Source organism: Micromonospora sp. NPDC047707 (assembly GCF_040704235.1).
Taxonomy (GTDB): domain Bacteria; phylum Actinomycetota; class Actinomycetes; order Mycobacteriales; family Micromonosporaceae; genus Micromonospora.
Map to the genome: position 1 here is coordinate 48,282 of NZ_JBEYSU010000025.1, position 21,466 is coordinate 69,747.

20 protein-coding genes and 1 tRNA gene are annotated in these 21,466 nt (G+C 72.2%); 10 read left to right on the top strand and 11 right to left on the bottom strand.

Features of this window, described 5'->3' with window-relative positions; genetic code table 11:
- Positions 1-70 precede the first annotated feature (70 nt).
- Positions 71-880, bottom strand: a complete 810-nt coding sequence (locus AB0873_RS23205; RefSeq protein ID WP_366602083.1) for a hypothetical protein — start codon at positions 878-880, stop codon at positions 71-73.
- A gap of 220 nt (positions 881-1,100) precedes the next feature.
- Between AB0873_RS23205 and AB0873_RS23210 the strand changes: the two genes are divergently transcribed.
- Entirely contained in the window at positions 1,101-2,366 is a 1,266-nt protein-coding gene (locus tag AB0873_RS23210; RefSeq protein WP_155329833.1) for an aspartate kinase, read from the top strand.
- Between the two features lie 4 nt (positions 2,367-2,370).
- Positions 2,371-3,432 carry an aspartate-semialdehyde dehydrogenase gene (locus tag AB0873_RS23215; protein ID WP_366602085.1) on the top strand — a complete coding sequence of 354 codons (1,062 nt, stop codon included), beginning with the start codon at positions 2,371-2,373 and terminating at the stop codon, positions 3,430-3,432.
- A 160-nt stretch (positions 3,433-3,592) separates the two neighbouring features.
- Here the strand turns inward: AB0873_RS23215 and AB0873_RS23220 are convergent, their stop codons facing one another.
- Positions 3,593-5,014, bottom strand: coding sequence for a diguanylate cyclase (locus AB0873_RS23220; protein WP_366602087.1), 1,422 nt, complete (start codon positions 5,012-5,014; stop codon positions 3,593-3,595).
- Between the two features lie 201 nt (positions 5,015-5,215).
- Between AB0873_RS23220 and AB0873_RS23225 the strand changes: the two genes are divergently transcribed.
- The 3 genes from AB0873_RS23225 (at position 5,216) to AB0873_RS23235 (ending at position 8,471) form a co-directional block, all read left to right on the top strand.
- Entirely contained in the window at positions 5,216-5,995 is a 780-nt protein-coding gene (locus AB0873_RS23225; protein ID WP_366602089.1) for a phosphodiesterase, read from the top strand.
- 249 nt (positions 5,996-6,244) lie between these two features.
- Positions 6,245-7,951 (top strand): bifunctional metallophosphatase/5'-nucleotidase, encoded by a 1,707-nt coding sequence (locus AB0873_RS23230; protein WP_366602091.1) that lies wholly within the window; start codon positions 6,245-6,247, stop codon positions 7,949-7,951.
- 46 nt (positions 7,952-7,997) lie between these two features.
- Entirely contained in the window at positions 7,998-8,471 is a 474-nt protein-coding gene (locus tag AB0873_RS23235) for a hypothetical protein (protein ID WP_366602093.1), read from the top strand.
- 42 nt (positions 8,472-8,513) lie between these two features.
- On the opposite strand, the gene AB0873_RS23240 is transcribed toward AB0873_RS23235, so the two are convergent.
- The 5 genes from AB0873_RS23240 to AB0873_RS23260 all read right to left on the bottom strand — a co-directional run bounded on the left by AB0873_RS23240 (position 8,514) and on the right by AB0873_RS23260 (position 13,424).
- Positions 8,514-9,422, bottom strand: coding sequence for a hypothetical protein (locus tag AB0873_RS23240; RefSeq protein ID WP_366602094.1), 909 nt, complete (start codon positions 9,420-9,422; stop codon positions 8,514-8,516).
- 65 nt (positions 9,423-9,487) lie between these two features.
- The gene (locus AB0873_RS23245; protein WP_366602096.1) at positions 9,488-10,822 is read right to left on the bottom strand and encodes a low temperature requirement protein A; all 1,335 of its coding nucleotides are present in this window, start codon (positions 10,820-10,822) and stop codon (positions 9,488-9,490) included.
- A 119-nt stretch (positions 10,823-10,941) separates the two neighbouring features.
- A complete protein-coding gene (locus AB0873_RS23250) occupies positions 10,942-12,222 on the bottom strand; it encodes a low temperature requirement protein A (protein ID WP_366602098.1) in 1,281 nt (426 codons plus the stop codon).
- 164 nt (positions 12,223-12,386) lie between these two features.
- Positions 12,387-12,463, bottom strand: a tRNA-Pro gene (locus AB0873_RS23255).
- A 67-nt stretch (positions 12,464-12,530) separates the two neighbouring features.
- Positions 12,531-13,424: a metallophosphoesterase gene (locus AB0873_RS23260; RefSeq protein WP_366602100.1), complete on the bottom strand. Its 894-nt coding sequence runs from the start codon at positions 13,422-13,424 to the stop codon at positions 12,531-12,533.
- Positions 13,425-13,449: 25 nt separating this feature from the next.
- Between AB0873_RS23260 and AB0873_RS23265 the strand changes: the two genes are divergently transcribed.
- A complete protein-coding gene (locus AB0873_RS23265) occupies positions 13,450-13,905 on the top strand; it encodes a GatB/YqeY domain-containing protein (RefSeq protein ID WP_366602102.1) in 456 nt (151 codons plus the stop codon).
- Between the two features lie 71 nt (positions 13,906-13,976).
- Here the strand turns inward: AB0873_RS23265 and AB0873_RS23270 are convergent, their stop codons facing one another.
- Positions 13,977-16,400, bottom strand: coding sequence for a transglycosylase domain-containing protein (locus AB0873_RS23270; protein ID WP_366602104.1), 2,424 nt, complete (start codon positions 16,398-16,400; stop codon positions 13,977-13,979).
- A 403-nt stretch (positions 16,401-16,803) separates the two neighbouring features.
- Here AB0873_RS23270 and AB0873_RS23275 point away from each other — a divergent pair, with 403 nt between their 5' ends.
- Positions 16,804-17,124, top strand: a complete 321-nt coding sequence (locus tag AB0873_RS23275) for a WhiB family transcriptional regulator (RefSeq protein ID WP_155329844.1) — start codon at positions 16,804-16,806, stop codon at positions 17,122-17,124.
- 57 nt (positions 17,125-17,181) lie between these two features.
- On the opposite strand, the gene AB0873_RS23280 is transcribed toward AB0873_RS23275, so the two are convergent.
- The 3 genes from AB0873_RS23280 to AB0873_RS23290 are packed head-to-tail and all read right to left on the bottom strand — an operon-like array spanning position 17,182 to position 19,965.
- Complete coding sequence (locus tag AB0873_RS23280; protein ID WP_366602105.1) at positions 17,182-18,333, bottom strand: ArsA-related P-loop ATPase; 1,152 nt, start codon at positions 18,331-18,333, stop codon at positions 17,182-17,184.
- Positions 18,334-18,387: 54 nt separating this feature from the next.
- The gene (locus AB0873_RS23285; protein WP_366602107.1) at positions 18,388-19,365 is read right to left on the bottom strand and encodes an ArsA-related P-loop ATPase; all 978 of its coding nucleotides are present in this window, start codon (positions 19,363-19,365) and stop codon (positions 18,388-18,390) included.
- A gap of 18 nt (positions 19,366-19,383) precedes the next feature.
- Positions 19,384-19,965, bottom strand: coding sequence for a hypothetical protein (locus AB0873_RS23290; RefSeq protein ID WP_366602109.1), 582 nt, complete (start codon positions 19,963-19,965; stop codon positions 19,384-19,386).
- Positions 19,966-20,318: 353 nt separating this feature from the next.
- On the opposite strand from AB0873_RS23290, the gene AB0873_RS23295 reads away from it, so the two are divergent.
- The 3 genes from AB0873_RS23295 to AB0873_RS23305 are packed head-to-tail and all read left to right on the top strand — an operon-like array spanning position 20,319 to position 21,446.
- A complete protein-coding gene (locus AB0873_RS23295) occupies positions 20,319-20,789 on the top strand; it encodes a hypothetical protein (RefSeq protein ID WP_366602111.1) in 471 nt (156 codons plus the stop codon).
- Positions 20,790-20,835: 46 nt separating this feature from the next.
- Positions 20,836-20,991 (top strand): DUF4177 domain-containing protein, encoded by a 156-nt coding sequence (locus tag AB0873_RS23300; protein WP_013736319.1) that lies wholly within the window; start codon positions 20,836-20,838, stop codon positions 20,989-20,991.
- Positions 20,988-21,446 carry a RidA family protein gene (locus AB0873_RS23305; protein ID WP_155329849.1) on the top strand — a complete coding sequence of 153 codons (459 nt, stop codon included), beginning with the start codon at positions 20,988-20,990 and terminating at the stop codon, positions 21,444-21,446. Before AB0873_RS23300 ends, AB0873_RS23305 begins: the two co-directional genes overlap by 4 nt.
- Positions 21,447-21,466: the final 20 nt, after the last annotated feature.

Genomic DNA, 21,466 nt, shown 5'->3' on the forward strand with positions numbered 1-21,466 from the left:
GTATGGCCGATTTGCGGGTGAGGGCGGTGGGGTTGGAATGTGGGCAAACGCACCCGTAACGGATTGCCGTCTAGACCGTTCCGGCGGTCGGTTCGGGCGCGGCCGTGCCCAGTGGTTCCCCCTCGGTCACCGGTCCCGCGAGTTGCACGGTGGCCGGGCCGGGCGCCGGCGGGCCGGCCAGCGTCAGCGTTCCCGAGGCGGTGTGGACGGCGGTGGGCGTCCCGTCGGCGTCGTAGCAGTAGATCCCGACGTCCAGCGGCGCGTTGATCGACGCGGACGTCGTCTCGACCGAGTAGCACGTCCCGGTGGCGCCGGGCGGCGGCTGCGCCGGGGACACGGACAGCGGCGACCGGCGGTCGGTCAGCACGTCCAGCCAGTCGGTGAAGGGGTGCTGCACCCGGGGGTCCAGGCGGCGCGGCAGGGCGTCGTCGGAGTCGCCGACGCGTACGCAGCCCGCCGCCTCCGGCCGCGCGGCGGACGGCAGGGCGCACTGGAACAGGCCGTCGGCGGTCGCGGCGAGTGAGACGTCCACCCCGCCGCCCAGCGCACCGCCGGGCACGTCGACCCGCCAGCTGCCGTCACCGGCGGTGGTGACCAGGATCGTGCGGTCCGGACCGTCCGTGCCGCGCAGCGTGTAGCTGGCAACCAGGTGGCGGTCCTGCGCCGCCGCTGCGAGGGCGGCCAGCTCGTCCCGCGCCGCGTCCGCGCTAGCCGCCGCCGTCGGAGGCGCCGTCGGTGTCGGTGGGCCGGCGGCCGGCTGGTCGGCGGTGCAGGAGACCAGGAGCGCCGGCAGGGCCAGCGCGAGCGGGCCGGTGAGCCGCCGGGTCGGCGGCACCGCCGGGAGCCGGGCGGGTACGGCCGGACGAAGGTGGGCGGGCACCCGCCCATTCTCGGGTGCACCGCCCGTGTCCGGTGCCCCGCCGCCCGGGCGGAGGCCGGCGTGTCGTACGCCACCGGGTGCCGGCGTCCGGGCCGGATGGTGGGATCACCCGACCCCGCCGATCCGCCCGCCCGATAGGCTGAGGGCGTCTGACATGCGCCGCCGGCCCTCACCCGGCGGCGTCGGCACGCTCAGGGTCACTGGGAGGGAGTGCACCGTCGTGGCACTCGTGGTGCAGAAGTACGGCGGGTCCTCCGTCGCCAACGCCGAGCGGATCAAGCGGGTGGCCGAGCGGATCGTCGCGGCCCGCAAGGCCGGCGACGACGTCGTGGTGGTGGTCTCCGCGATGGGGGACACCACGGACGAGCTGCTCGACCTCGCCAACCAGGTCAGCCCGCTGCCGCCGGGCCGCGAGCTGGACATGCTTCTCACCGCCGGGGAGCGCATCTCCATGGCGCTGCTCGCCATGGCGATCCACAACCTGGGGTACGAGGCCCGCTCGTTCACCGGCTCGCAGGCCGGCGTGATCACCACGTCGGTGCACGGCCGGGCACGGATCATCGACGTCACGCCCGGGCGCCTCAAGGGAGCGCTCGACGAGGGCGCCGTGGTCATCGTCGCCGGGTTCCAGGGCGTCTCCCAGGACACCAAGGACGTCACCACGCTGGGCCGCGGTGGTTCGGACACCACGGCCGTCGCGCTGGCCGCCGCGCTCCACGCGGACGTCTGCGAGATCTACACCGACGTCGACGGCGTCTTCACCGCCGACCCGCGGATCGTGTCGAACGCGCGGCACATCAGGCAGATCACGTACGAGGAGATGCTGGAGCTGGCCGCCTGCGGCGCCAAGGTGCTGCACCTGCGGAGCGTGGAGTACGCCCGCCGGGCGGGGTTGCCGATCCACGTCCGTTCGTCATACTCGACCAACACCGGCACGATGGTCACCGGATCGATGGAGGACCTTCCCGTGGAACAGGCGCTGATCACCGGGGTCGCCCACGACCGCAGCGAAGCCAAGATCACGATCGTCGGCGTGCCCGACGAGCCGGGTGCGGCCGCGCGGATCTTCGACACCGTCGCCGGGGCGGAGATCAACATCGACATGATCGTGCAGAACGTGTCCACCGAGGGCACCGGTCGCACGGACATCTCGTTCACGCTGCCCAAGACCGACGGCCCCACCGCCATGGCCGCGCTCAGCAAGATCCAGGACGTGGTGAAGTTCAAGGGCCTGCTCTACGACGACCACGTCGGCAAGGTCTCGCTGATCGGCGCCGGCATGCGCTCGCACCCCGGCGTGGCCGCCGGGTTCTTCGCCGCCCTCGGCCAGGCCGGCGTCAACATCGAGATGATCTCCACGTCGGAGATCCGGGTGTCCGTGGTCTGCCGCGACACCGACCTGGACGCGGCGGTACGCGCCATCCACGAAGCCTTCGACCTCGGCGGCGACACCGAGGCGGTCGTGTACGCGGGGACCGGGCGGTAGTGCCGTGACGTCGCTGCCCACCCTGGCCGTGGTCGGGGCGACGGGTGCCGTCGGCACGGTGATGTGCGAGCTGCTCACCGGGCGGAGGAACGTCTGGGGCGAGATCCGGCTCATCGCCTCCGCCCGCTCGGTCGGGCGGGTGCTCCGGTGCCGGGGCGAGGACCTGACCGTCCAGGCCCTGACCCCGGAGGCGTTCGACGGCGTCGACGTCGCGATGTTCGACGTGCCGGACGAGGTGTCGGCCGAATGGGCCCCGGTGGCCGTCAGCCGGGGCGCGGTCGCGGTCGACAACTCCGGCGCGTTCCGGATGGACCCCGACGTTCCGCTGGTCGTGCCCGAGATCAACCCCGAGCAGGTCGGCAACCGGCCGAAGGGCATCATCGCCAACGCGAACTGCACGACGCTCGCCATGATCGTCGCGGTCGCGCCGCTGCACCGCGAGTACGGCCTGCGCGAACTGGTGCTGGCGTCGTACCAGGCGGTTTCCGGGGCCGGGCAGGCCGGCGTGGACGCCCTGCACACCCAGCTCACCAAGATCGCCGGCGACCGGGTGCTCGGCTCCCGCCCCGGCGACGTGCGGCAGGCGGTCGGCGACGAGTTGGGCCCGTTCCCGGCGCCGCTCGCGCTGAACGTGGTCCCCTGGGCCGGCTCGGTGGCCGACGGCGGCTGGTCGTCGGAGGAGATGAAGCTGCGCAACGAGTCGCGCAAGATCCTCGGCCTGCCCGACCTCAAGGTGTCCGCCACCTCGGTCCGCGTACCCGTGGTGACCGGGCACTCGGTGGCCGTGCACGCGGTCTTCGCCACCGAGGTGGATGCGGAGGGCGCCCGGGAGGTGCTGCGCAACGCGCCGGGCGTGATCCTGGTCGACGATCCCGCGGCCGGTGAGTTCCCGATGCCGATCGACGCGGTCGGCACCGACCCGTCGTGGGTCGGTCGCATCCGCCGCGCCCTCGACGACCCCCGCGCCCTCGACTTCTTCGTCACGGGCGACAACCTCCGCAAGGGCGCGGCCCTGAACACGGCCCAGATCGCCGAACTCCTGGCCCAAGCCCTAACCCACCCATAACCCCCCCCCACCCCCCGTCCCCCCACCCCCCGGTCCCCCCCCCACCCCCCGGATCCCCGCGTCGATCATGAAGTTAGCGGGTGATTTAGAGATCGAATCACCCGCTAACTTCATGATCGACCGGAGCTTGGCGGGGAGGTGTCCGCCGGGGGAGGGGCGGTTAGGCGGCGGATAGGTGGACGCCGTCGCGGCCCTCGCGCTTGACACGGTAGAGGGCCTGGTCGGCTCGGCGGAGGGTCAGGTCGGGAGATTCGCCGGGGCGGGGCAGGGCGACGCCGACGCTGATCGTCCGACCGATACGCCGGGCCGCCTCGGTGAGCCGCTCGGCGATCCGGACGGCCTCCTCCGGGCGGTTCACCTCGATCACCGCCACGAACTCGTCGCCGCCGATCCGGTACAGCTCGTCCCCGTGCCGCAGCGCCCCCTCCAGCGCCCGCGCCAGCCCGACGAGCACGCGGTCGCCGGCCTGGTGGCCGTACGTGTCGTTGACGTTCTTGAAGCCGTCCACGTCGATCGCGAGCAGGGCCGTACGGCCGGGGGTCGCCGCGGCGATGCGCTGGCCGAACGGCCCGGTGTGCCGCAACCCGGTCAGCGGGTCGGAGCTGGCCTGCTCGCGCAGTCGGGCCAGGGTGCGCAGCCGGTCCAGGGCGTTCCAGGCCTGCCCGGCGAGCAGTTCCACCAGGTTCACCGTCGTCGGGTCGGGGCGCAGCAGCCGTTCGTCGGCGACCAGCAGCAGCCCGCCGCCGTCGGACGGGCCGACCGGCACCGCCACCAGGGTGCGTGCTCCGGCGCGGGTCAGCGGGGCATGGTCGTCGGTGGGCGGGTGCCCGGCCTCGCCGAGGGTGTAGCCGGCGCCGTACCGGTGGGCGAGGCTGATCATGCGGCTGAGCGTTTCGGGGCCGGCCTCCGCCAGCTCCGCCCGGATGCGGGACTCCAGATCGCCCGGCGCGGCGGTCGGCGCGCCGAGCCGGGGGCCCTGCCGGCCGGCCAGCACCAGGACGGCGGCGGAGAGGGTGGAGACGTCCCTCGCGGCGGTGATCGCGGCGTGCATCAGGTCCCACTCGGTGGGCGCCGAATTCAGCGCGGCGGCGTGCCGGAGCAGCTTCTCGCTGCGGCTCTCCGCCGGCGGTCCGCCGAGTGCGACGATCCGCGCGCCGAGCCGGCCCGCCAGGCGTTCGGCGGTGTCCCGCCAGGCCACCAGGTCCGCCGGTTCGCTCCACTGGAGGTCGAGCACGCCGATCGGCCGGCCCGCCGGATCGAGGACCGGTACGCAGACCTCGCTGGTGACGTCGGGGCGTACCGGGATGTAGTCCGGGTCCGCCGCGACGTCGGGGACGACGGCGGTGCGCCCGGACGCGTAGACCCGCCCGACGATGCCGGTGTCCGGCGGGACGGTCGAGTAGACCTGCCAGGAGCCGGTCGCCGCGACGCAGCGGAGCCCGTCGTGGACCTGGAGGAGCACCGAGATGGTGGCCGGGGCGTGCCGGGCCAGCGCGGTGACGGTCCACTGGCACGCCTCGGCCGCGGTCGACGCCATCGGCAGGCGGACCGTGACGTCACGGATGACTCGCTGATGATCCACTCGTACGTCGTCCCAGGTCGGCAGCGGCCCGGCCGTCGCCGGGTCACGCGATCAAGCGTAACCAGCGCGCGGTGACGTGCGGATCCTTCGTACACACGTGCTATCCACAGGGTGTGGACGGGGCCTGTGTGTTCACTGCGGCCGGGCCCCGGGTGGTGCGCCGTGGCGATAGCGTGGGGATCCCGGTCGAGTGGAGGTCCGATGCTCATCGCCCAGCTCAGTGACCCGCACCTGACCACCGGCGTGCTCGCCGCCGAGCCGGCCACCGGGCTGCACCGGGCCCTCGGCCGGGTCCTCGCGCTTAACCCCCGGCCGGACTGCGTGGTCATCACCGGCGACCTGGTGGACCGGGGCCGCCCCGACGAGTACGCGGCCCTGCGCGAGATCATCGGGCGGTTCCCGCTTCCGGTTCATCTCGTCGCGGGCAACCACGACGACCGGGAGTCCCTGCTCGACGCGTTCGGCGGTACGCCGTGGCTGGGCGGGGGCTTCTCCGCGTACTACCACGTCGACCACCCGGAGGTGACCGTCGTGGTGCTGGACTCGCTCGTCCCGGGAGCGGGCGGCGGCCGGATCGGCCCGGAGCAGCTCGGCTGGCTGGACGGTGTGCTCGCCGGGCGGCCCGAGGTGCCGGCGGTGGTCTGCCTCCACCACCCGCCGGTGACCGTCGGCATTCCGGCCGCCGACGCGATCGGGCTCGCCGACGCGGACGCGCTGGCCGAGGTGATCGGCCGGCACCCCCACGTGGTCCGCGTCGCCGCCGGACATCTGCACCGGCCGGTGACGGCCGGCTTCGCCGGTACGGTGCTCACCACCGCGCCGAGCACGTGGCGGCAGAGCTCGCTCACTCTCAGCCCGGACGAGCAGATCGGTTGGGTCACCGAGCCCACCGCGCTGCTGCTGCACCGGCTCGACGGCGCCGCCTGCGTCACGCATCTCGTGCAGGTCAGCCACGCCGCCGGGACAACGTGCAGCTTCTGATGTGGACCGGCCGGCGGCCATTCGCCGGTCATGTCGGACTCGTCCGTCCGTGTGTCCGGGCAATCCGCCGTACCCGCAGCTCTGATGTGCTGCTCCGGTCGACTGGCGACGGTTCCCGGTGAGAGGCTGTGACCGACGCCGGCGGCGGTCCCCCACCGCCGCCACCCGCGACCGAACCTGCCGACGGCGCGGCCTGGCCCGGCGCGACCCATCGCCCGGGCGTCCGCGCCGCTTCCCACGAGGAGATCCATGTCCATCCCCGGGATGCGTCGGGCCGCCATCGGTCTGACCGCGCTCGCCGTGACCGCGTTCGGCGCGGTCGCGACCACCCCCGACCAGGCGGACGCCGGACCGAAGCCGGTCGACGTCACCCTGCTCGCGCTGAACGACTTCCACGGCCACCTCGAACCGCCGAGCGGGTCCAGCGGCACCATCGCCGGCCAGCCCGCCGGCGGTGTCGAATACCTCGCCACCCACCTCGCCGAGCTGCGCGAGGCCAGCAGGAAGAAGAACACCATCACCGTCGCCGCCGGTGACCTGATCGGCGCCTCGCCGCTGCTGTCGGCCGCGTTCCACGACGAGCCCGCCATCGAGGCGCTGACCCTCGCGGGCCTCGACTACGCGAGTGTCGGCAACCACGAGTTCGACGAGGGCTCCGACGAGCTGCTGCGCATCCAGAACGGCGGCTGCCACCCGGTCGACGGCTGCGCCGACGGTACGCCGTACGAGGGCGCCGGCTTCCAGTACCTGTCCGCGAACGCGTTCGTGGACGAGACGCAGCAGCCGCTGCTGCCGCCGTACGCCATCCACAAGGTCCAGGGCGTCAAGGTCGGCTTCATCGGGATGACCCTGGAGGGCACCCCGGAGATCGTCAGCCCGCAGGGCGTCGCCGGCCTCACCTTCACCGACGAGGCGCAGACCGCCAACCGGTACGCCCGCGAGCTGCGCCGCAAGGGTGTGGAGGCCATCGTCGTGCTGCTGCACGAGGGCGGCACCCAGGCCGGCGCCGGCGGCATCAACGACTGCGTCGACTTCACCGGCCCGGTGGTCGACATCGCCAACCGGATGGACCCGTCGATCGACGTCATCGTCAGCGGGCACACCCACCAGGCGTACAACTGCGAGGTCAACAACAAGCTGGTCACCAGCGCCAGCTCGTTCGGCCGCCTGGTCACCGACATCGACCTGAAGATCGACCGGCGCACCGGTGACGTGCTGACCGCGACCGCCGAGAACGTCGTGGTCACCCGCGACGTCGCCAAGGACCCGGCGCAGACCGCGCTGATCGACCGCTACAAGGCCGTCCTCGGCCCGGTGGCCGGCCGGCAGGTGGGCACCACCACCGAGGCGATCACCCGGACCCAGGAGACCCTATTCGGTACGACTCGGGGCGAGTCCCCGTTGGGCAACCTGATCGCCGACGCGCAGCTCTGGGCCACCGACGACGAGCAGAACGCCGTCGCCGCCTTCATGAACCCCGGTGGTGTCCGCGCCGACCTCGACGCCGGCCCGGTCACCTACGAGGAGGCGTTCACGGTGCAGCCGTTCGCCAACAACCTGGTGACGCTCGACCTCACCGGCGCGCAGCTGTACTGCCTGCTGGAGCAGCAGTTCGTCACCGGCCGGGTCCTGTACCCGTCGTCGACCGTCCGCTACGTGGTCGACCCGGACGGCACCACCGCCCCGGCCGCCGACCCGTGCGCCGGCACCCGCGTGGTCCGGGGCAGCCTCGCCTTCGGCGGCGTGCCGGTCGAGACCGGTGCCACCTACCGGGTCACGGTGAACAACTTCCTGGCCGGCGGTGGTGACGGCTTCAGCGTCCTCACCGGCGGGACCAACCAGGTCACCGGCCAGATCGACCTGGACGCGTTCGTGGCGTACCTGACCGCGAACTCTCCGGTGTCCGGCCCGGCGCTGGACCGGATCCGCCTCACCACCGAGGCGCCCGCCGCCTGACAGCACGAGCACCCACGCCGTCGGTGGGGTCTGCGATGCTGGCCCGATGACCACGACGTGGCGCCACCTGCCCGCACCGGCACGGGAGATCGCGGTGGCGGCGACCGACGCGGTCACCGCGGCGCAGGGCCGCGACGTCGAGGCGTACGACCTGACGACCGCGCGTCTCGCGGCGGCCGAGCGGTCCGGGCTGGTCCTCGGCGCCGTGGTCCGGTCCCTGCTGGAGGTGGGTCATCCGGACGGGCTCGCCGGTGACGACGTCCGAGCGGTGCTGGAGCGCTGCGTCCGTGGCGCCGCAACCTGGCGGGCCGACGTCGACCCGCACGTCCTGCTGGTGCTCCTGGCCGGCGCGCTCGGCCTGTACGACCCGGAGGCCGACGAGGCCCCGCCGGCCCCGGAGGCGTACGCCCGGCACGCCCCGCTGCTCGTCGCGCACCTGCTCGCCGCCACGGGGGCGACGCTCGACGCGCACCTGGCCGCCGCCTTCACCGACATCCAGCGCGCCGAGCTGCACGACTGATCCCGGGACGGGAGCATCCCGCCCCGGGGCCGGCGCGGTCGGTCAGCCGCGCCGCAGCCGGCCGGTCTCCTTGCCCTGCGCGTCCCGCAGCACCAGCACGTCACCGTCGAGACCGGCCTGTCGGGCGGTGGTGAGCCACCCGTTGACCGGCACGTTGTCGCAGCCGATCAGGGTGCTCATGCCCCCGGTCGCCCCGAACGCACCGCCGGGCCCGGCCGCCCAGCGTCCACCCGAGCCGTTGCAGCCGTCGGACGCGCGCCACGTCCCGTCTGCCGCCAGTTCGGCGAACGGCGGCGTCGGCCAGCCACCGGGCCCGGGGGCCGGCGTCCGGCCGTCCGGCCCGCTGACCGGCACCCACCGGCCGACCAGGTCGTCCCGACCGGGTGCGGCGAGATCGCCCGGGAGCGCCGGCACCGGAGCGAGCCGGCGTCGCACCTCGTCGGTGACGGTCGGGGGCTCCAGCCAGGGCCGGTACACGTCCGGGCCGCCCCGCGGTCGGGCCCCCGGCCGCAGCCGGGCCAGTTCGTCGCCCTCGGCGTCGAGCAGGACGCGGCTGTCGCCCTCGGCCCGGAAAGCGGCGGCCCGCGCCAGCCAGTCCGGTGCCTCGGGCCGGGGCGCCGGCTCGCACCGTCGGGAGTCGGTCGTCGAGTTGCCGTGGACGCCGGCGAGGAAGAGCCCGCTCTGGTCGGCCCGCCACTCCCCGAGCAGCAACTCGCACCCGCGGAAGACCACGAGACCGTCGTCCGCGAGCCGCAGCACGGTGTCCGCCGGCACGCCCCGCCCGCTCACCGACCACGCTCCGACCAGCCCGACCGGCTCCTGGGGAACGGCTGGCGTGGCGGCGGTCGGTGACGGCGGCGCGGCCGCGCCCGGGGAGCCGGTGCCCGCGCAGCCGGCGAGCAGCAGCACGGCGAAAGCGAACGATCCGATCAGGTACCTGTCCCCGCGCATGTGCCCTCCGTCCGACATGTCCTGCACGTGGGACGGCACGGCGTCCCGTTCGGTTCCCGTCCTGACTATCGGGGTTCTTCGTCCGGGGTTCCGTCGTGCCAGCGGGCCCGCCAGCCGGCCTCGTGCTTCTCGTAGGTCGCCTTCTCCTCGAACACGGCGCCGAGCAGGGCCCGGCGGGCGTCCGCCATGACAACCACCTCGATCACCACCAACGCGATGCAGATGGCCGTCAGCAGGCTGAGCGCCGCCAGCGCGGGCAGGTGCGTCGCGACGGGGATGGCGACCGCGAGGACGAGCACGGTGCCGACGCGGGTCCAGGAGAGCGTGCGGAGGGTACGGAGTTGGAACAGCATCCCGCCGCAGAGGTAGCAGATCACCCCGCTGAACAGCAGCGGTGCGCCCGGGCCGTGGGTCGGCTCGGCGAGGCCGACCGCGGCGTCCGCAACCTGCCGCACGATCTCCTCCGCCCCGAGGGCGAACAGGATGATCCCGGCGATCATGACGAGCTGGCAGTACGCGTAGGCGTCCCGCGCCATGGCGACCCGGGCGCGGCCCTGCGCGGCGTGCTGCGCGATCCGGGCGGCCGGAGCGATGACGTCGAAATGCGTCCACCACAGGGCGGCGGTGAAGAAGATGCCGAGCACCGCGGCGGTGACGCCCCGCCAGGTGACCGGCTCACCCCCGAGCAGGTTGCCGCCCACGCCGACCGAGATGATCGACTCGCCCAGGGCGATGATGAGGATGAGGTCGTACCGTTCGGTCCAGTGTTCGGCGGAGGTCAGCACCCAGCCCCAGGCGGTAGAGACGAGGCCGGCGCCGTACTGCAACAGCACCACGGCCATCCACAGCCCGTCGCGCACCATCTCGGCCAGCCTCAGGTCGTCGATCTGCGGTGGGATCAGCGCGGCAGCCAGCAGCAGGAGGGTGCTCGTCACCAGCTCGGGGGAGTACCTCAGCAACAGGCGACGTTCGCCGGGCCGCTCCTGGGCGACGTGCCAGTAGAGCAGCAGGTGCACGAAGCGGAGCACCAGGTAGCTCACCGCGACCACCACCGGTCCGACAGCCCACTGCGCCGGGTTGCCGAACGCCTGTGGCAGGGACAGGGAGAAGCAGAAGAGCGCGGCCATCGCGACGACCATCAGCGCCGGGACGAAGCCCACGCCGAGTCGGACCCGGGTCGCGACGACGGTGTGCACCACCCAGCACCACCAGAGGACGGCGAGGACCAGCATGCCGTGCAGCAGGCTGTCGCCGGTGATGTTCATCGCGGTGGCCCGGGTGATGATGAAGAACGAGAAGACGAAGACCAGGTCGAAGAAGATCTCGAATCGGTCCACCCGGGTACCGGGGGCCACCGCGACGGCCGGGCCGAGCCGCTCCGCCCACCGCTTGCCACCCACCGACCGAGTGTCGCAGCGCGTCGGCGGCGGCCGGGCGCGATTCGTCACCAAACGGACGGCGAGGGCTGCTGGCTGACCGACGTGCTCGCCCCATTGGGCGGCACCGTGATTGAAAGGCCCTAGGAGCGTGGACGCAACCACCCGGTTCTCCGGTCGCCGGGGCGGGGTTGTTCCGGTGGGCGGCGGGACGAGCGGCGGGTGTCGATGGCTGCGATGCCCGCCAGGATGACGGTGGCGGTGATCGCGGCCGCTATCGGCGGCGTGTGGATCAGAGGCACGGCTGCCAGCAGGAGGACCAGGGCCCCTATCCAGCGGTGTGGGGACACTCGGGAGAAGACAGCCCGTTCCAGCGCCGCCCGCCCGGTCAGATAGCAGGCCGGCCCACCCAGGATCATGATCAGCCACAACGGGTAGCTGTGGTCGGCGGGGTGGGTCTGGACGATTTCGTGGCCGATGGCGGTTGCCACGATGCCGAGGATCATCACGACGTGTGCGGACGCGGCGAAGCGACCCAGGCCGGCCGGGTCCTGCGCGGACGCGACGGCATCGCCGAAAAGTTGGCCGGCCTTGTGGAAGTAGATGCGCCATAGCAGGACGGTCGTGAGGAACGCCGCCAGCAGACCGATGCTCCGGTAGTCGCCGACACGACCGAGCCGGGCGGCGTAGATGACACCGACGGCCAGGATCGTCTCGCCCAGGGCGACCAGCAGCAGTTGCTGAAACCGCTCCGCCAAGTAATGCGGAGCGAGTGCCCATACCGATGCCCGGCCCTTGCCCAGGCCCGGCACCGGCCATCCCCGCCACGCCGCCCCGAGATCAACCGCAACCGCCACCAGCCACCAGGCGGCCTGTTTCCCGCCCGAGGTCAACGCCCCGCCGATCCAGAACACACCGGCGACCAGGAACCAGATCAAGGCCCGAAGGTACAGCCGGCTCAGCGCGTGCCGGCCCAGCGCGTAACCGAAGATCAACGCGCGGCTGACCTGGGCGAAAACGTACGTCGCCGCGAACGTCATCCCCGCGCCGCCGAAGGCGTGGGGCACCGTCGCTCCCATCACCAGCAGCGCGAACGCCGTGACCACCACCATCCGCTGCGTGTGGGCGGACCGCGGGTCGAACCGGGCGGTGATGTAAGCCGTGATGATCCACAACCACATCAGCGGCATGAACAGCAACAAGATGCGTCCGGTCGCCGTCCACCGCTCGGCCGGGTCGCCGCCGTTCACCGCTGGCGCCGCGACGGCCACCAGCCGATTGAGCGCGAACACCATCACCAGATCGAAGAACAACTCCACGAAGGTCGCCTGCTGCGCGCTCTCCTTGCCGCGCAGCAGCCCTACCGCGTGTCCACGTCCCCATCGCCGATCGGCCACCACCCGCCCATCCCAGCGGATCCGCATCCCATGCACTGGCGCCTTGGGGAAAAGACCCCGAGCTCACCGGCATACCGATCAACGACGTGGTCCGGGGGTCGTGGGCCACGAGCGGATCTCGACCAGGCCGGACTCACCCGGGATATGCCAGAAGGCCAGGTGAGAGGCGATCTCACCTGGCCTTCTGCCACTGGTCGGGGTGGCCGGATTTGAACCGACGACCTCTTCGTCCCGAACGAAGCGCGCTACCAAACTGCGCCACACCCCGAGGCGTGCCGACAAATAGTAGCCCACCCGGTCCGAGGGTCAAACCGGGTACCCCTCGGCCCGGCGCCTCAGCGCGGGATCAGCGTCAGGATGCTCGCCTCGGGCGGGCAGGAGAACCGGACCGGGGCGGTCGGGTGGGTGCCGAGGCCGGCCGAGACGTGCAGCCAGGAGTCGGAGCCGGGCCAGCGGTGCAGACCCTTCGCCATCGACCGGGGCAGCCCGCAGTTGGTGACCAGCGCGCCGACGCCCGGCACGCAGACCTGGCCGCCGTGGGTGTGACCGGCGAGGAGCAGCCCGAACCCGTCGGCCGCCATCTGGTCGAGCACGGGCGGTTCCGGGGAGTGGCTGAGCGCGATCGACAGGTCGGCCGACGGTGAGACCGGGCCGGCGACCGAGGCGTAGTCATCCCGCTCGATGTGGGGGTCGTCCACGCCGACCAGCTCGACGAGCCGGCCGCCGGCCTTGAGCGTGGTCCGGGCGTTGTTCAGGTCGACCCAGCCGGCTCCGGTGAACACGTCGCGCAGCTCGTCGTACGGCAGCTCGACGCCCTCGACGTACTCCCGGTCGGGGAGGAAGTAGGTGAAGGGGTTCTTGAGGACCGGCCCGGTGTAGTCGTTGGAGCCGAACACGAAGGCGCCCGGGTAGTCCAGCAGCGGCTGGAGGGCGCGCAGCACTCCGGGCACCGCGCCGGGGTGGGCCATGTTGTCGCCGGTCACCACGACCAGGTCGGGGTCCAAGCCGGCCAGCGACGCCACCCAGCGCTGCTTGCGCCGCTGGTCGGGCATCATGTGCAGGTCGGACAGGTGCAGGACGCGCAGCGGCTCCGCGTCGGCCGGCAGCACCGGTACGTCGTACCGCCGCAGGGTGAACATGTTGCGCTCGACGAGCGACGCGTACGCGAGGGTGGCCGCGCCGACCGCGGCGGTCCCGGCGGCGAGCCGGAATAGTGTGCGCTTTCGCATGGCGATCAGGGTAGTTTGACCGTCCATGAGCACGTTGAAGGACCGTCTCACCGCGGACATGCGTTCCGCGCTGAAGGCGCGTGACGAGCTGACCACCTCCACCCTCCGGATGGCGCTCGCGGCGGTCGGCACCGCCGAGGTGGCCGGCAAGGCCAAGCGGGAACTCACCGACGACGAGGTGCTCGCGGTGCTGACCAAGGAGGCGAAGAAGCGCCGCGAGGCGGCGGTCGCCTTCCACGACGCGGGGCGCATCGAGCAGGCCGCGAAGGAGACCGCCGAGGGCGAGGTGCTGGAGCGCTACCTGCCGCAGCAGCTCTCTGACGAGGAACTGGCCGACGTGGTCGCGGGGGCGCTCGCCGAGGGTGGCTTCACCGGCAAGGCGCAGATGGGCCCGGCGATGAAGGCCGCCCAGGCCGCGGTGGCCGGCCGGGCCGAGGGGGGCCGGGTCGCCGGTGAGGTACGCCGGCAGCTCGCCGTCTGACCGCTTCTTTCGAGTACGCGAAACGGGCGGGCACCCCGAGGGGTGCCCGCCCGTTCGTCGTCGTGGAACGGTCAGCCGCCGGGGCGGCCGGGCGGGCGGCCGGGGTTGGTCGGCGGGTTGCCGGGCTGGCCCGTGGGCGGGGTGGCGCCCTGGCCGGAGCTGACCTGGATCATGACCACGCCACCCTTGATGGTGCGTCCCTCCGGGCTGGTGCCCGCGGCGGTGTTGGCGGGGCAGTCGGACGGGACCTTGTTGTTGGAGACGACCGCGTCGAAGCCGGCGCCCTGGATGCGGGACTTCGCCTGCTCCACGCTGACGCACTTGACGTCCGGGATCCGCCGCTGGTCGCCCTCGCGGATCTTGTTCCCGGGCGCAGTGAAGTTGATGCGCTCCTTGCCCTTCATCGCGTCCCGGAGCGTCTCGTACACCGGCGGGTTGATGCCCGTCTTCTCTTCGTGCTTCATCTCCTGGGTGGTCTGCGGCCAGTCCGGGTCGGCCATGATGCCGGCCACCGCGTACTGCTTGGTCATCGCGACCAGCGAGGCGGTCTTCTCCGAGTCGGTCGTCCCGGACTTGCCGGCCACCGGCGCCTTCACCTCTTGCTTAACCTTGCCGGCGGTCGCGCCGGCGCACTTGGACGTCGACGAGCGGTCACCGACCGGGCAGCGGGCGGCGTCCACCGCGGCGCGGGCCACCTCGGTGCTGATGCGCTGCTCGCAGCGCGGGTTCGCGACGTCGAGCTTCTTGCCGTCCGGGTCGCGGATCTCCTGAACCGGGATGGGCTCGCAGTACTTGCCGTCCGCCGCCAGGGTGGCGTACGCGTTGGCCAGTTCCAGCGGCATGGTCTGCGAGACGCCGAGGGTGAACGCGCCCCACTGGTGGGCGCCCTTCTCCAGGTCCAGGTCCTCCTGGGCACGGAAGTTGATGCCGAGCTTCTTCGCGGCCTTGACCACGTTCTCCGCGCCGACCTGTTGCTGGAGCGGCACGAAGTAGGTGTTCACCGAGCGGCCGAACGCGCTCCACATGTTGTGGACGCCGACCATGCTGTCGTTCGCGTTGGTCGGGCAGTAGAAGTGCGTGCCCTTGCAGGCCGCGGGGCTGCTGCTGTCGATGATGTACTCGGATCTGAACTGCTTCTGGGCGTTGATGGTGTAGCTGAGCGGGATGCCCTTCTCCAGGGCGGCCACGATCGTGAACATCTTGAACGTCGAGCCGGCCTGGTACCCGGTGATGCCGTCACCGCCGCTGAGCAGCGGGTTGACCGTGTTCGGGTAGTTGCCCCGCTTGCCCTTCTTCCGCTGCTTCGGGTCGCTGTGCGGCTTGTTCTGCGGGCTGTCGGGGTCGTCGAGCTTGTAGTTGCGGTTGACCGAGAGCGCACGGACCCGGCCGGTGCCCGGCTCGATCACCGCGACCATCCGGGCCGCCTTGCTGGTCACCGGCAGGTTCCTCCGGACCGCCGCGTCAGCGGCGTTCTGGACCTGGGGCTCCATCGTCGTGACGATCGTGAAGCCGCCGCTCTTGAGCCGCCGTTCCCGGTCGTACGAGGTCGAGCCGAACGTCTCCTGCGCCATCCACCAGCGGTAGAAGTAGTCGCAGAAGAAGCCCCAGTTCTTCGTGGTGGTGTCGACGCAGCCGTTGGGCGCCCGCTTGCCGACGACCTTGAGCTTGACCGCCTTGGCCTTGTCGGCCTGCTCCTTGGTGATCTTGCCGATCTCGTACATGTTGTTGATGACGTAGTCACGCCGGGCCACCGCCTGCGGGTATCCGCTGCGGGTGGTGGGGTTGAACGCGCTCGGGGCCTTGACCAGGCCGGCGAGCATCGCCGCTTCGTCGATCGTCAGCTTGCTCGGGTGCTTGGCGAAGTAGACCTGGCTGGCGGCGAAGATGCCGTACGCGCCGTTGCCGAACGCGGCGATGTTCAGGTAGCGCTGGAGGATCTCGTCCTTGGAGAGTTCCTTGTCGATCTGGATCGCGTAGCGCATCTCGCGGAGCTTGCGGGCGCTGGTGTCCTCGGTGGCCGCGACCACGTCGGCCGGGTGGGTCGCCGAGTACGCGATGGCGAGCCGCACGTACTGCATGGTGAGCGTCGAGGCGCCCTGCCGGTCGGCGGTGCCGGAGCTGTTGTTGACGAAGGCGCGGGCGACGCCGTTCAGGTCGACGCCGTTGTGCTGGTAGAAGTCGTGGTCCTCGGCGGCGATGATCGCGTCCCGCATGACCGGTGCGATGTCCTTGAGCTTCACCTCGCGACGGTTCTCGTCGAACATCGTCGCGAGCGGTGTCTTGCCGTCGGACGCGAGCAGGTAGCTGATCTGCGGTGGCCGGGCCACCGTCAGCTCTTTGGGCAGTGCTCCGAAGGTCTCGGCGCCGGCCTTCGCGGCCAGGCCGGACATCGCCACTGCGGGGAAGGCCGCTGCGGCGACCACCACGCCGGCCAACAGGCCACAGATGAGTAGCGATGCGGCGTTGGTCAGCACATTGTGGTCACGTTTCCGCATCCAGGTCACCTCGACAGGGTACGCGAACAGGCAACGAGGGGCGCGGGGCGTCTTTTCCCCATTTCCTGCGCGCGCCGGCCTCGTTGTGCTAAACGCACGACCCCCGGTTCGAGGTTGCGTGGATCTGGCGCCGAGTCTCCCCCGTCTTGGGGAGGGCGCGCAGCGTTTTCGCGTACCCGAGCGGGGTAACCGGCGGTCGAGAGCCCGGGAAGCCGGGAGTGTCCGGAATGATGGATTTGGCCGACAACGTTGCGTAATCGGGCAACTACAGAGCATGATGAGGGCGGCGACAGCGCCACATGTCGTCCGTGCCGCCTTGGGGAAGGCCGGCCGGGCGACCGGGGGGAATTGCCGGCTGGTCCGCGAACGGGGTCGGTAGTACTGCAAGGGGGGACGTGTACACATGGGCATGATCACTGACTGGCCGTCACTGGCGGCGTGTCAGAACGGGGACCCGGACGCGTTGTTCGTACAGGGCGCCGAACAGAACGTGGCCAAGCGGATCTGCCGGAGCTGCCCAGTCCGGTACGAGTGCCTGGCGGACGCGCTGGACAATCGGATCGAGTTCGGCGTGTGGGGCGGCATGACCGAACGGGAACGCCGGGCGCTGCTGCGCCGCCACCCGCAGGTCACGAGCTGGCGCAAGATGTTCGAGGCCGCGATGAAGAAGAACGCCAAGGACAAGGCCGGCAAGGACAAGGTCCTCGCCGCCACGGCCGGTTGAGCCGGCACCGGGTGCGCCGTCGCAGCCAGCTGAGGCACGGCCGGCCCACCGGCCCGGTCACTCGCGGCTGATCGCCGCACCGATCGTCCGCAACCCGTCGACGTCGTGCACGTCGGCGGGTTGCGCCGTCACCGACACCGTCGGGACGGTCGGGAACGCCTCGGTGAACCGTGCGGCCACCAGCTGCTCGCGTACCGCCTGCTGGGCCAGCGCGGCGTGGGCCCGCAGCACCTCGGCGGCGCGCTCGTGGCCGCCCCGCTCGGCGAGCCGCTCGGCGGCGGCCAGGCTCTCGTCCGGACCGAGCTCCGGCACGGCCGGGCGGTGGACCCGGTTGAGGACCAGACCGGCCAGCGGCATCTTCTCCTCCCGCAGCCGGCCCGCGAAATAGGCGGCCTCCCGGACCGCGTCCGGCTCCGGAGCCGCCACCAGCAGGAACGCCGTCTCGCGGGCCTGGAGGATGCGGTACGTCTGCTCCGCCCGCTGCCGGAAACCGCCGAACATCGAGTCGAGCGCTGCGACGAAGCCGGAGAGGTCGGTCAGCAGCTGCGCGCCGAGGATCTTCTGCACGACCTTCGAGAACATCCCGAAGCCGGCGGTGACGAAGGTGAACATGCTCCGGCCGCCCGTGCGGGCCGGGGCGAGCAGCAGGCGCAGCATCCGCCCGTCCAGGAAGCGCGACAGGCGGGCCGGCGCGTCGAGGAAATCCAGTGCCGAGCGGGACGGCGGGGTGTCCACCACGATCAGATCCCACTCGCCCCGGGCGTGCAGCTGCCCGAGCTTCTCCATCGCCATGTACTCCTGCGTGCCGGCGAAGGTGGAGCTCATGGCCGCGTAGAACGGGTTCGCGAAGATTTCCGCCGCCTTCGCCGGATCGGTGTGCTGGAGCACCACGTCGTCGAAGGTGCGCTTCATGTCGAGCATCATGGCGTGCAGCTCGCCGCCGCTGGCCTCCGCGTCGATCCCCTTCACCTGGCGCGGGGTGTTGTCCAGCTCGGTCAGCCCGAGTGACTGCGCCAGCCGGCGGGCCGGGTCGATGGTGAGCACGACCGTACGCCGGCCGTGTTCCTCCGCGGCCCGCAGCGCGAGCGCGGCGGCGGTGGTCGTCTTGCCCACCCCGCCCGCCCCGCAGCAGACCACGATCCGTACGCCCGGATCGGCGAGGATCCGGTCGACGTCCAGCGGCGGCGCCACGTTGTCGGAAGGCACCAATCGAGCGTATCGGGCCGGCTCCCGCCGCGCGTCCGCGCCGACGGGAGGTGTGAGTCAATCTGCTCTCACCAGCGCCTCGGCCAGCCGGTCCAGGCCGGCCCGGTCCACCCCGTCCGGCAGGAGCGGCAGCTCGACGAGGGGCAGCCCCAGCTCCACCAGGTCGGTGCGCAGCGAGTCCTCCAGCTCGCGCCGGACCACCTGGTCGCGCGCCTCCGAGGCCAGCCCGGCGACGATCCGCTCGTCGGCGGGCAGCCCGGCGGCGCGCAGCCCGCCGGCCAGCTCCTCGGCGGTGACCGCCCGTCCGACCGGCAGCGGCGGCCGGGTGCCGTTGACGATGACCCGCCCGACCGGGAAGCCGAGCGAGGTCAGCTCGGCGATCGCGTCGACCGTCTCCTGGACCGGCATCTCCTCCAGCAGCGTCACCACGTGCACGGCGGTCATCGGCGACCGCAGCAGCGCCGCGACGCCCTCGCTCTGCGTCTTGATCGGACCGACCCGGGCCAGTCGCGCCGTCTCGGCGGTGACGTTCAGGAAGCGACCGATCCGCCCGGTGGGCGGCGCGTCCAGCACCACCGCGTCGTACACCCGCCGCTGGCCGGTGGTGCGGGTGGTGGCCTCCTTGACCTTGCCGGTGAGCAGCACGTCGCGTAGGCCGGGGGCGATGGTGGTGGCGAAGTCGATGGCACCGAGCTTGCGCAGCGCCCGGCCGGCCCCGCCCAGCTTGTAGAACATGTCCAGGTACTCGAGCAGGGCCTCCTCCGCGTCCACCGCGAGGGCCCGCACCTCGCCGCCGCCGGGCGCGTCGGTCAGGTGCCGCTCGGCGTACGGGAACGGCTCGGTGTCGAAGAGCTGGGCGATGCCCTGGCGCCCCTCCACCTCGACCAGCAGCGTGCGCCGACCGCCGGTGGCCAGCGCCAGGGCCAGCGCGGCGGCCACGCTGGTCTTGCCGGTGCCGCCCTTGCCGGTCACCACGTGGAGCCGGGCCGGCCACTCCGTCACCGCCGCCTCATCCGGACGCTTCGCTGCTCCCACCCGTCGAGCCTATCCAGGTCAGGCAACCTCGCAGACCCACCAACCCGTCTTCTTGACCACGGTGAAGCGCAGGGGCAGGTCGGCGAACTTCTCGTCGGTCGTGGTCATGGTGACCTTGGTGGTGACCGTGGCCCGGTCACCGGTCTGGTTGTCGACGCGCGGGGCGCTCCACCGGAAGCGCGGGTTCTGGTACTCGGCCGCGTACTTCTCCACTTCGGCGACCTTGGCCGCGATCTTCTCGTCGTCGCGGGACGCGGAGCACACGAGGGCTGCCGCCCTGCCGGCGTCGCGGTCCTTGTAGACGGCGTTGAGGAACTCCTCGACGGCTGCTGTCGGCTCCTTCGCACCCTCGCCGGTCTCCGCCGTGCGCAGCGCCAGGAACGCGGCGACGCCGCCGCCGGCGCACAGGACCAGGATCACCGCCAGCGCGATCGACGCGACCACCACGCCGCGCTTGCGGCGCGGCGCCTCCGGACCCTCGTAGGGGGGGTAGCCGGCGGGCGGCGGTGGGATCGCCGACGGGTCCTGACGCGGCACGGAGGGGGTGGCCGCGGTGGACCCGGCCGGGGCGGCCGGATCGCCGGTGGGTGGTTCGGTCATCGTTCCCCCGGGGGTGGGACTGACGTCGGATCGGCGAGGCGACGGAACGTCGGGCGTGTAGGCGGTGGGACCCGCCCGTTCCGTCGGGAAGGGTAACCGTCGGGCCGGCCGTACCGCGCGTACCGGTCCCGCACCCGGGTCGCCGGCGGACGACGGGCCCTGGTCGGGGCCGGTGATCAGCCCCGCCACCTGCCGTGTGTCGCATATGTGACTTGTGGTGAATCGACCCTGCGCGTCCTGTTGGCGGGACTCCGGGCCGGTCCTACCTTTTCCCCGGGTGCGGAATGAGGGCCGGGCCGGGGGCCGGACCGACAGGGCGGACTCGACCAGCTACGACGGCCGGAGGCAGGGCAATGCGCGACGTGGAGAACACCCCTCGAACCCAGTTCCCGGCGGCGTCCCGGCGTCCCGGCGGGCCGGGCGGCGGCGAGGGGAGCGGGCTGCCGATCAACGAACGTGCGTACCGCCGGATCGCCGAGCCCGTCGACGTGCTCCGCGCCTTCGCCCAGACCGGGGACCGGCCCAGGGAGGAGGAGAGCCCGGGGTACGTGGTGCACCTGCCGATCCGGGTCGCCGACCTGGCCGCCGCCACCGCCCTGGCGGGCACGATCGCCACCTCCCTGAGCTTCCTCGGCGAGGTCGACGCCGGGGAGACCACCGTCTCCACCGCCGACGACCAGAACAACCGGCACCGCGTGTTCTGCGACCTCCTGCTGCCCGACCGGTCCCGCTGCCCCCAGCCGTACGAGCACACCGGCCCGTGCGGCGACCTGTCGGTGGCTCCGGAGCAGCGTCCGGCACCCCGGCCCTCGAGCGGACCGTAGGCTGTGGCTGAAAAAGCCGCACGCCACGAGAGGGAGCCCCCCAGCGATGCAGAAGTGGGAATACGCCACGGTCCCGCTGCTGGTCCATGCGACCAAGCAGATCCTCGACAACTGGGGCGAGGACGGCTGGGAACTGGTGTCCGTGGTTCCCGGCCCGAACCCGGAGCAGCTCGTCGCCTACCTGAAGCGGCCGAAGGCATGACCGGGCCGCACGCGAAGCTCGCCGAGCTGGGCCACGAGCTGCCCGAGGTGGTGCCCCCGGTCGCCAGCTACGTGCCGGCCGTGCAGTCGGGGCAGCACGTCTACGTCTCCGGTCAGCTGCCGATGGCCGAGGGCAAGTTGCTGGCCACCGGCAAGGTCGGCGCCGGTGTCTCCGCCGACCAGGCCAAGGACCTGGCCCGCCGGTGCGCGCTGAACTCGCTCGCCGCGATCGACTCGCTGGTCGGGCTGGAGAACGTCGTCAAGGTCGTCAAGCTGGTCGGCTTCGTCGCCAGCGCGCCCGGCTTCACCGGCCAGCCGGCCGTCGTCAACGGTGCGTCCGACCTCTTCGGTGCCGTCTTCGGGGAGGCCGGCCGCCACGCCCGCAGCGCGGTGGGCGTGGCGGAGCTCCCGCTCGACGCCCCGGTCGAGATCGAGGTCATCGTCGAGGTGGCGTAGCCCCACCACCACCGCGATCT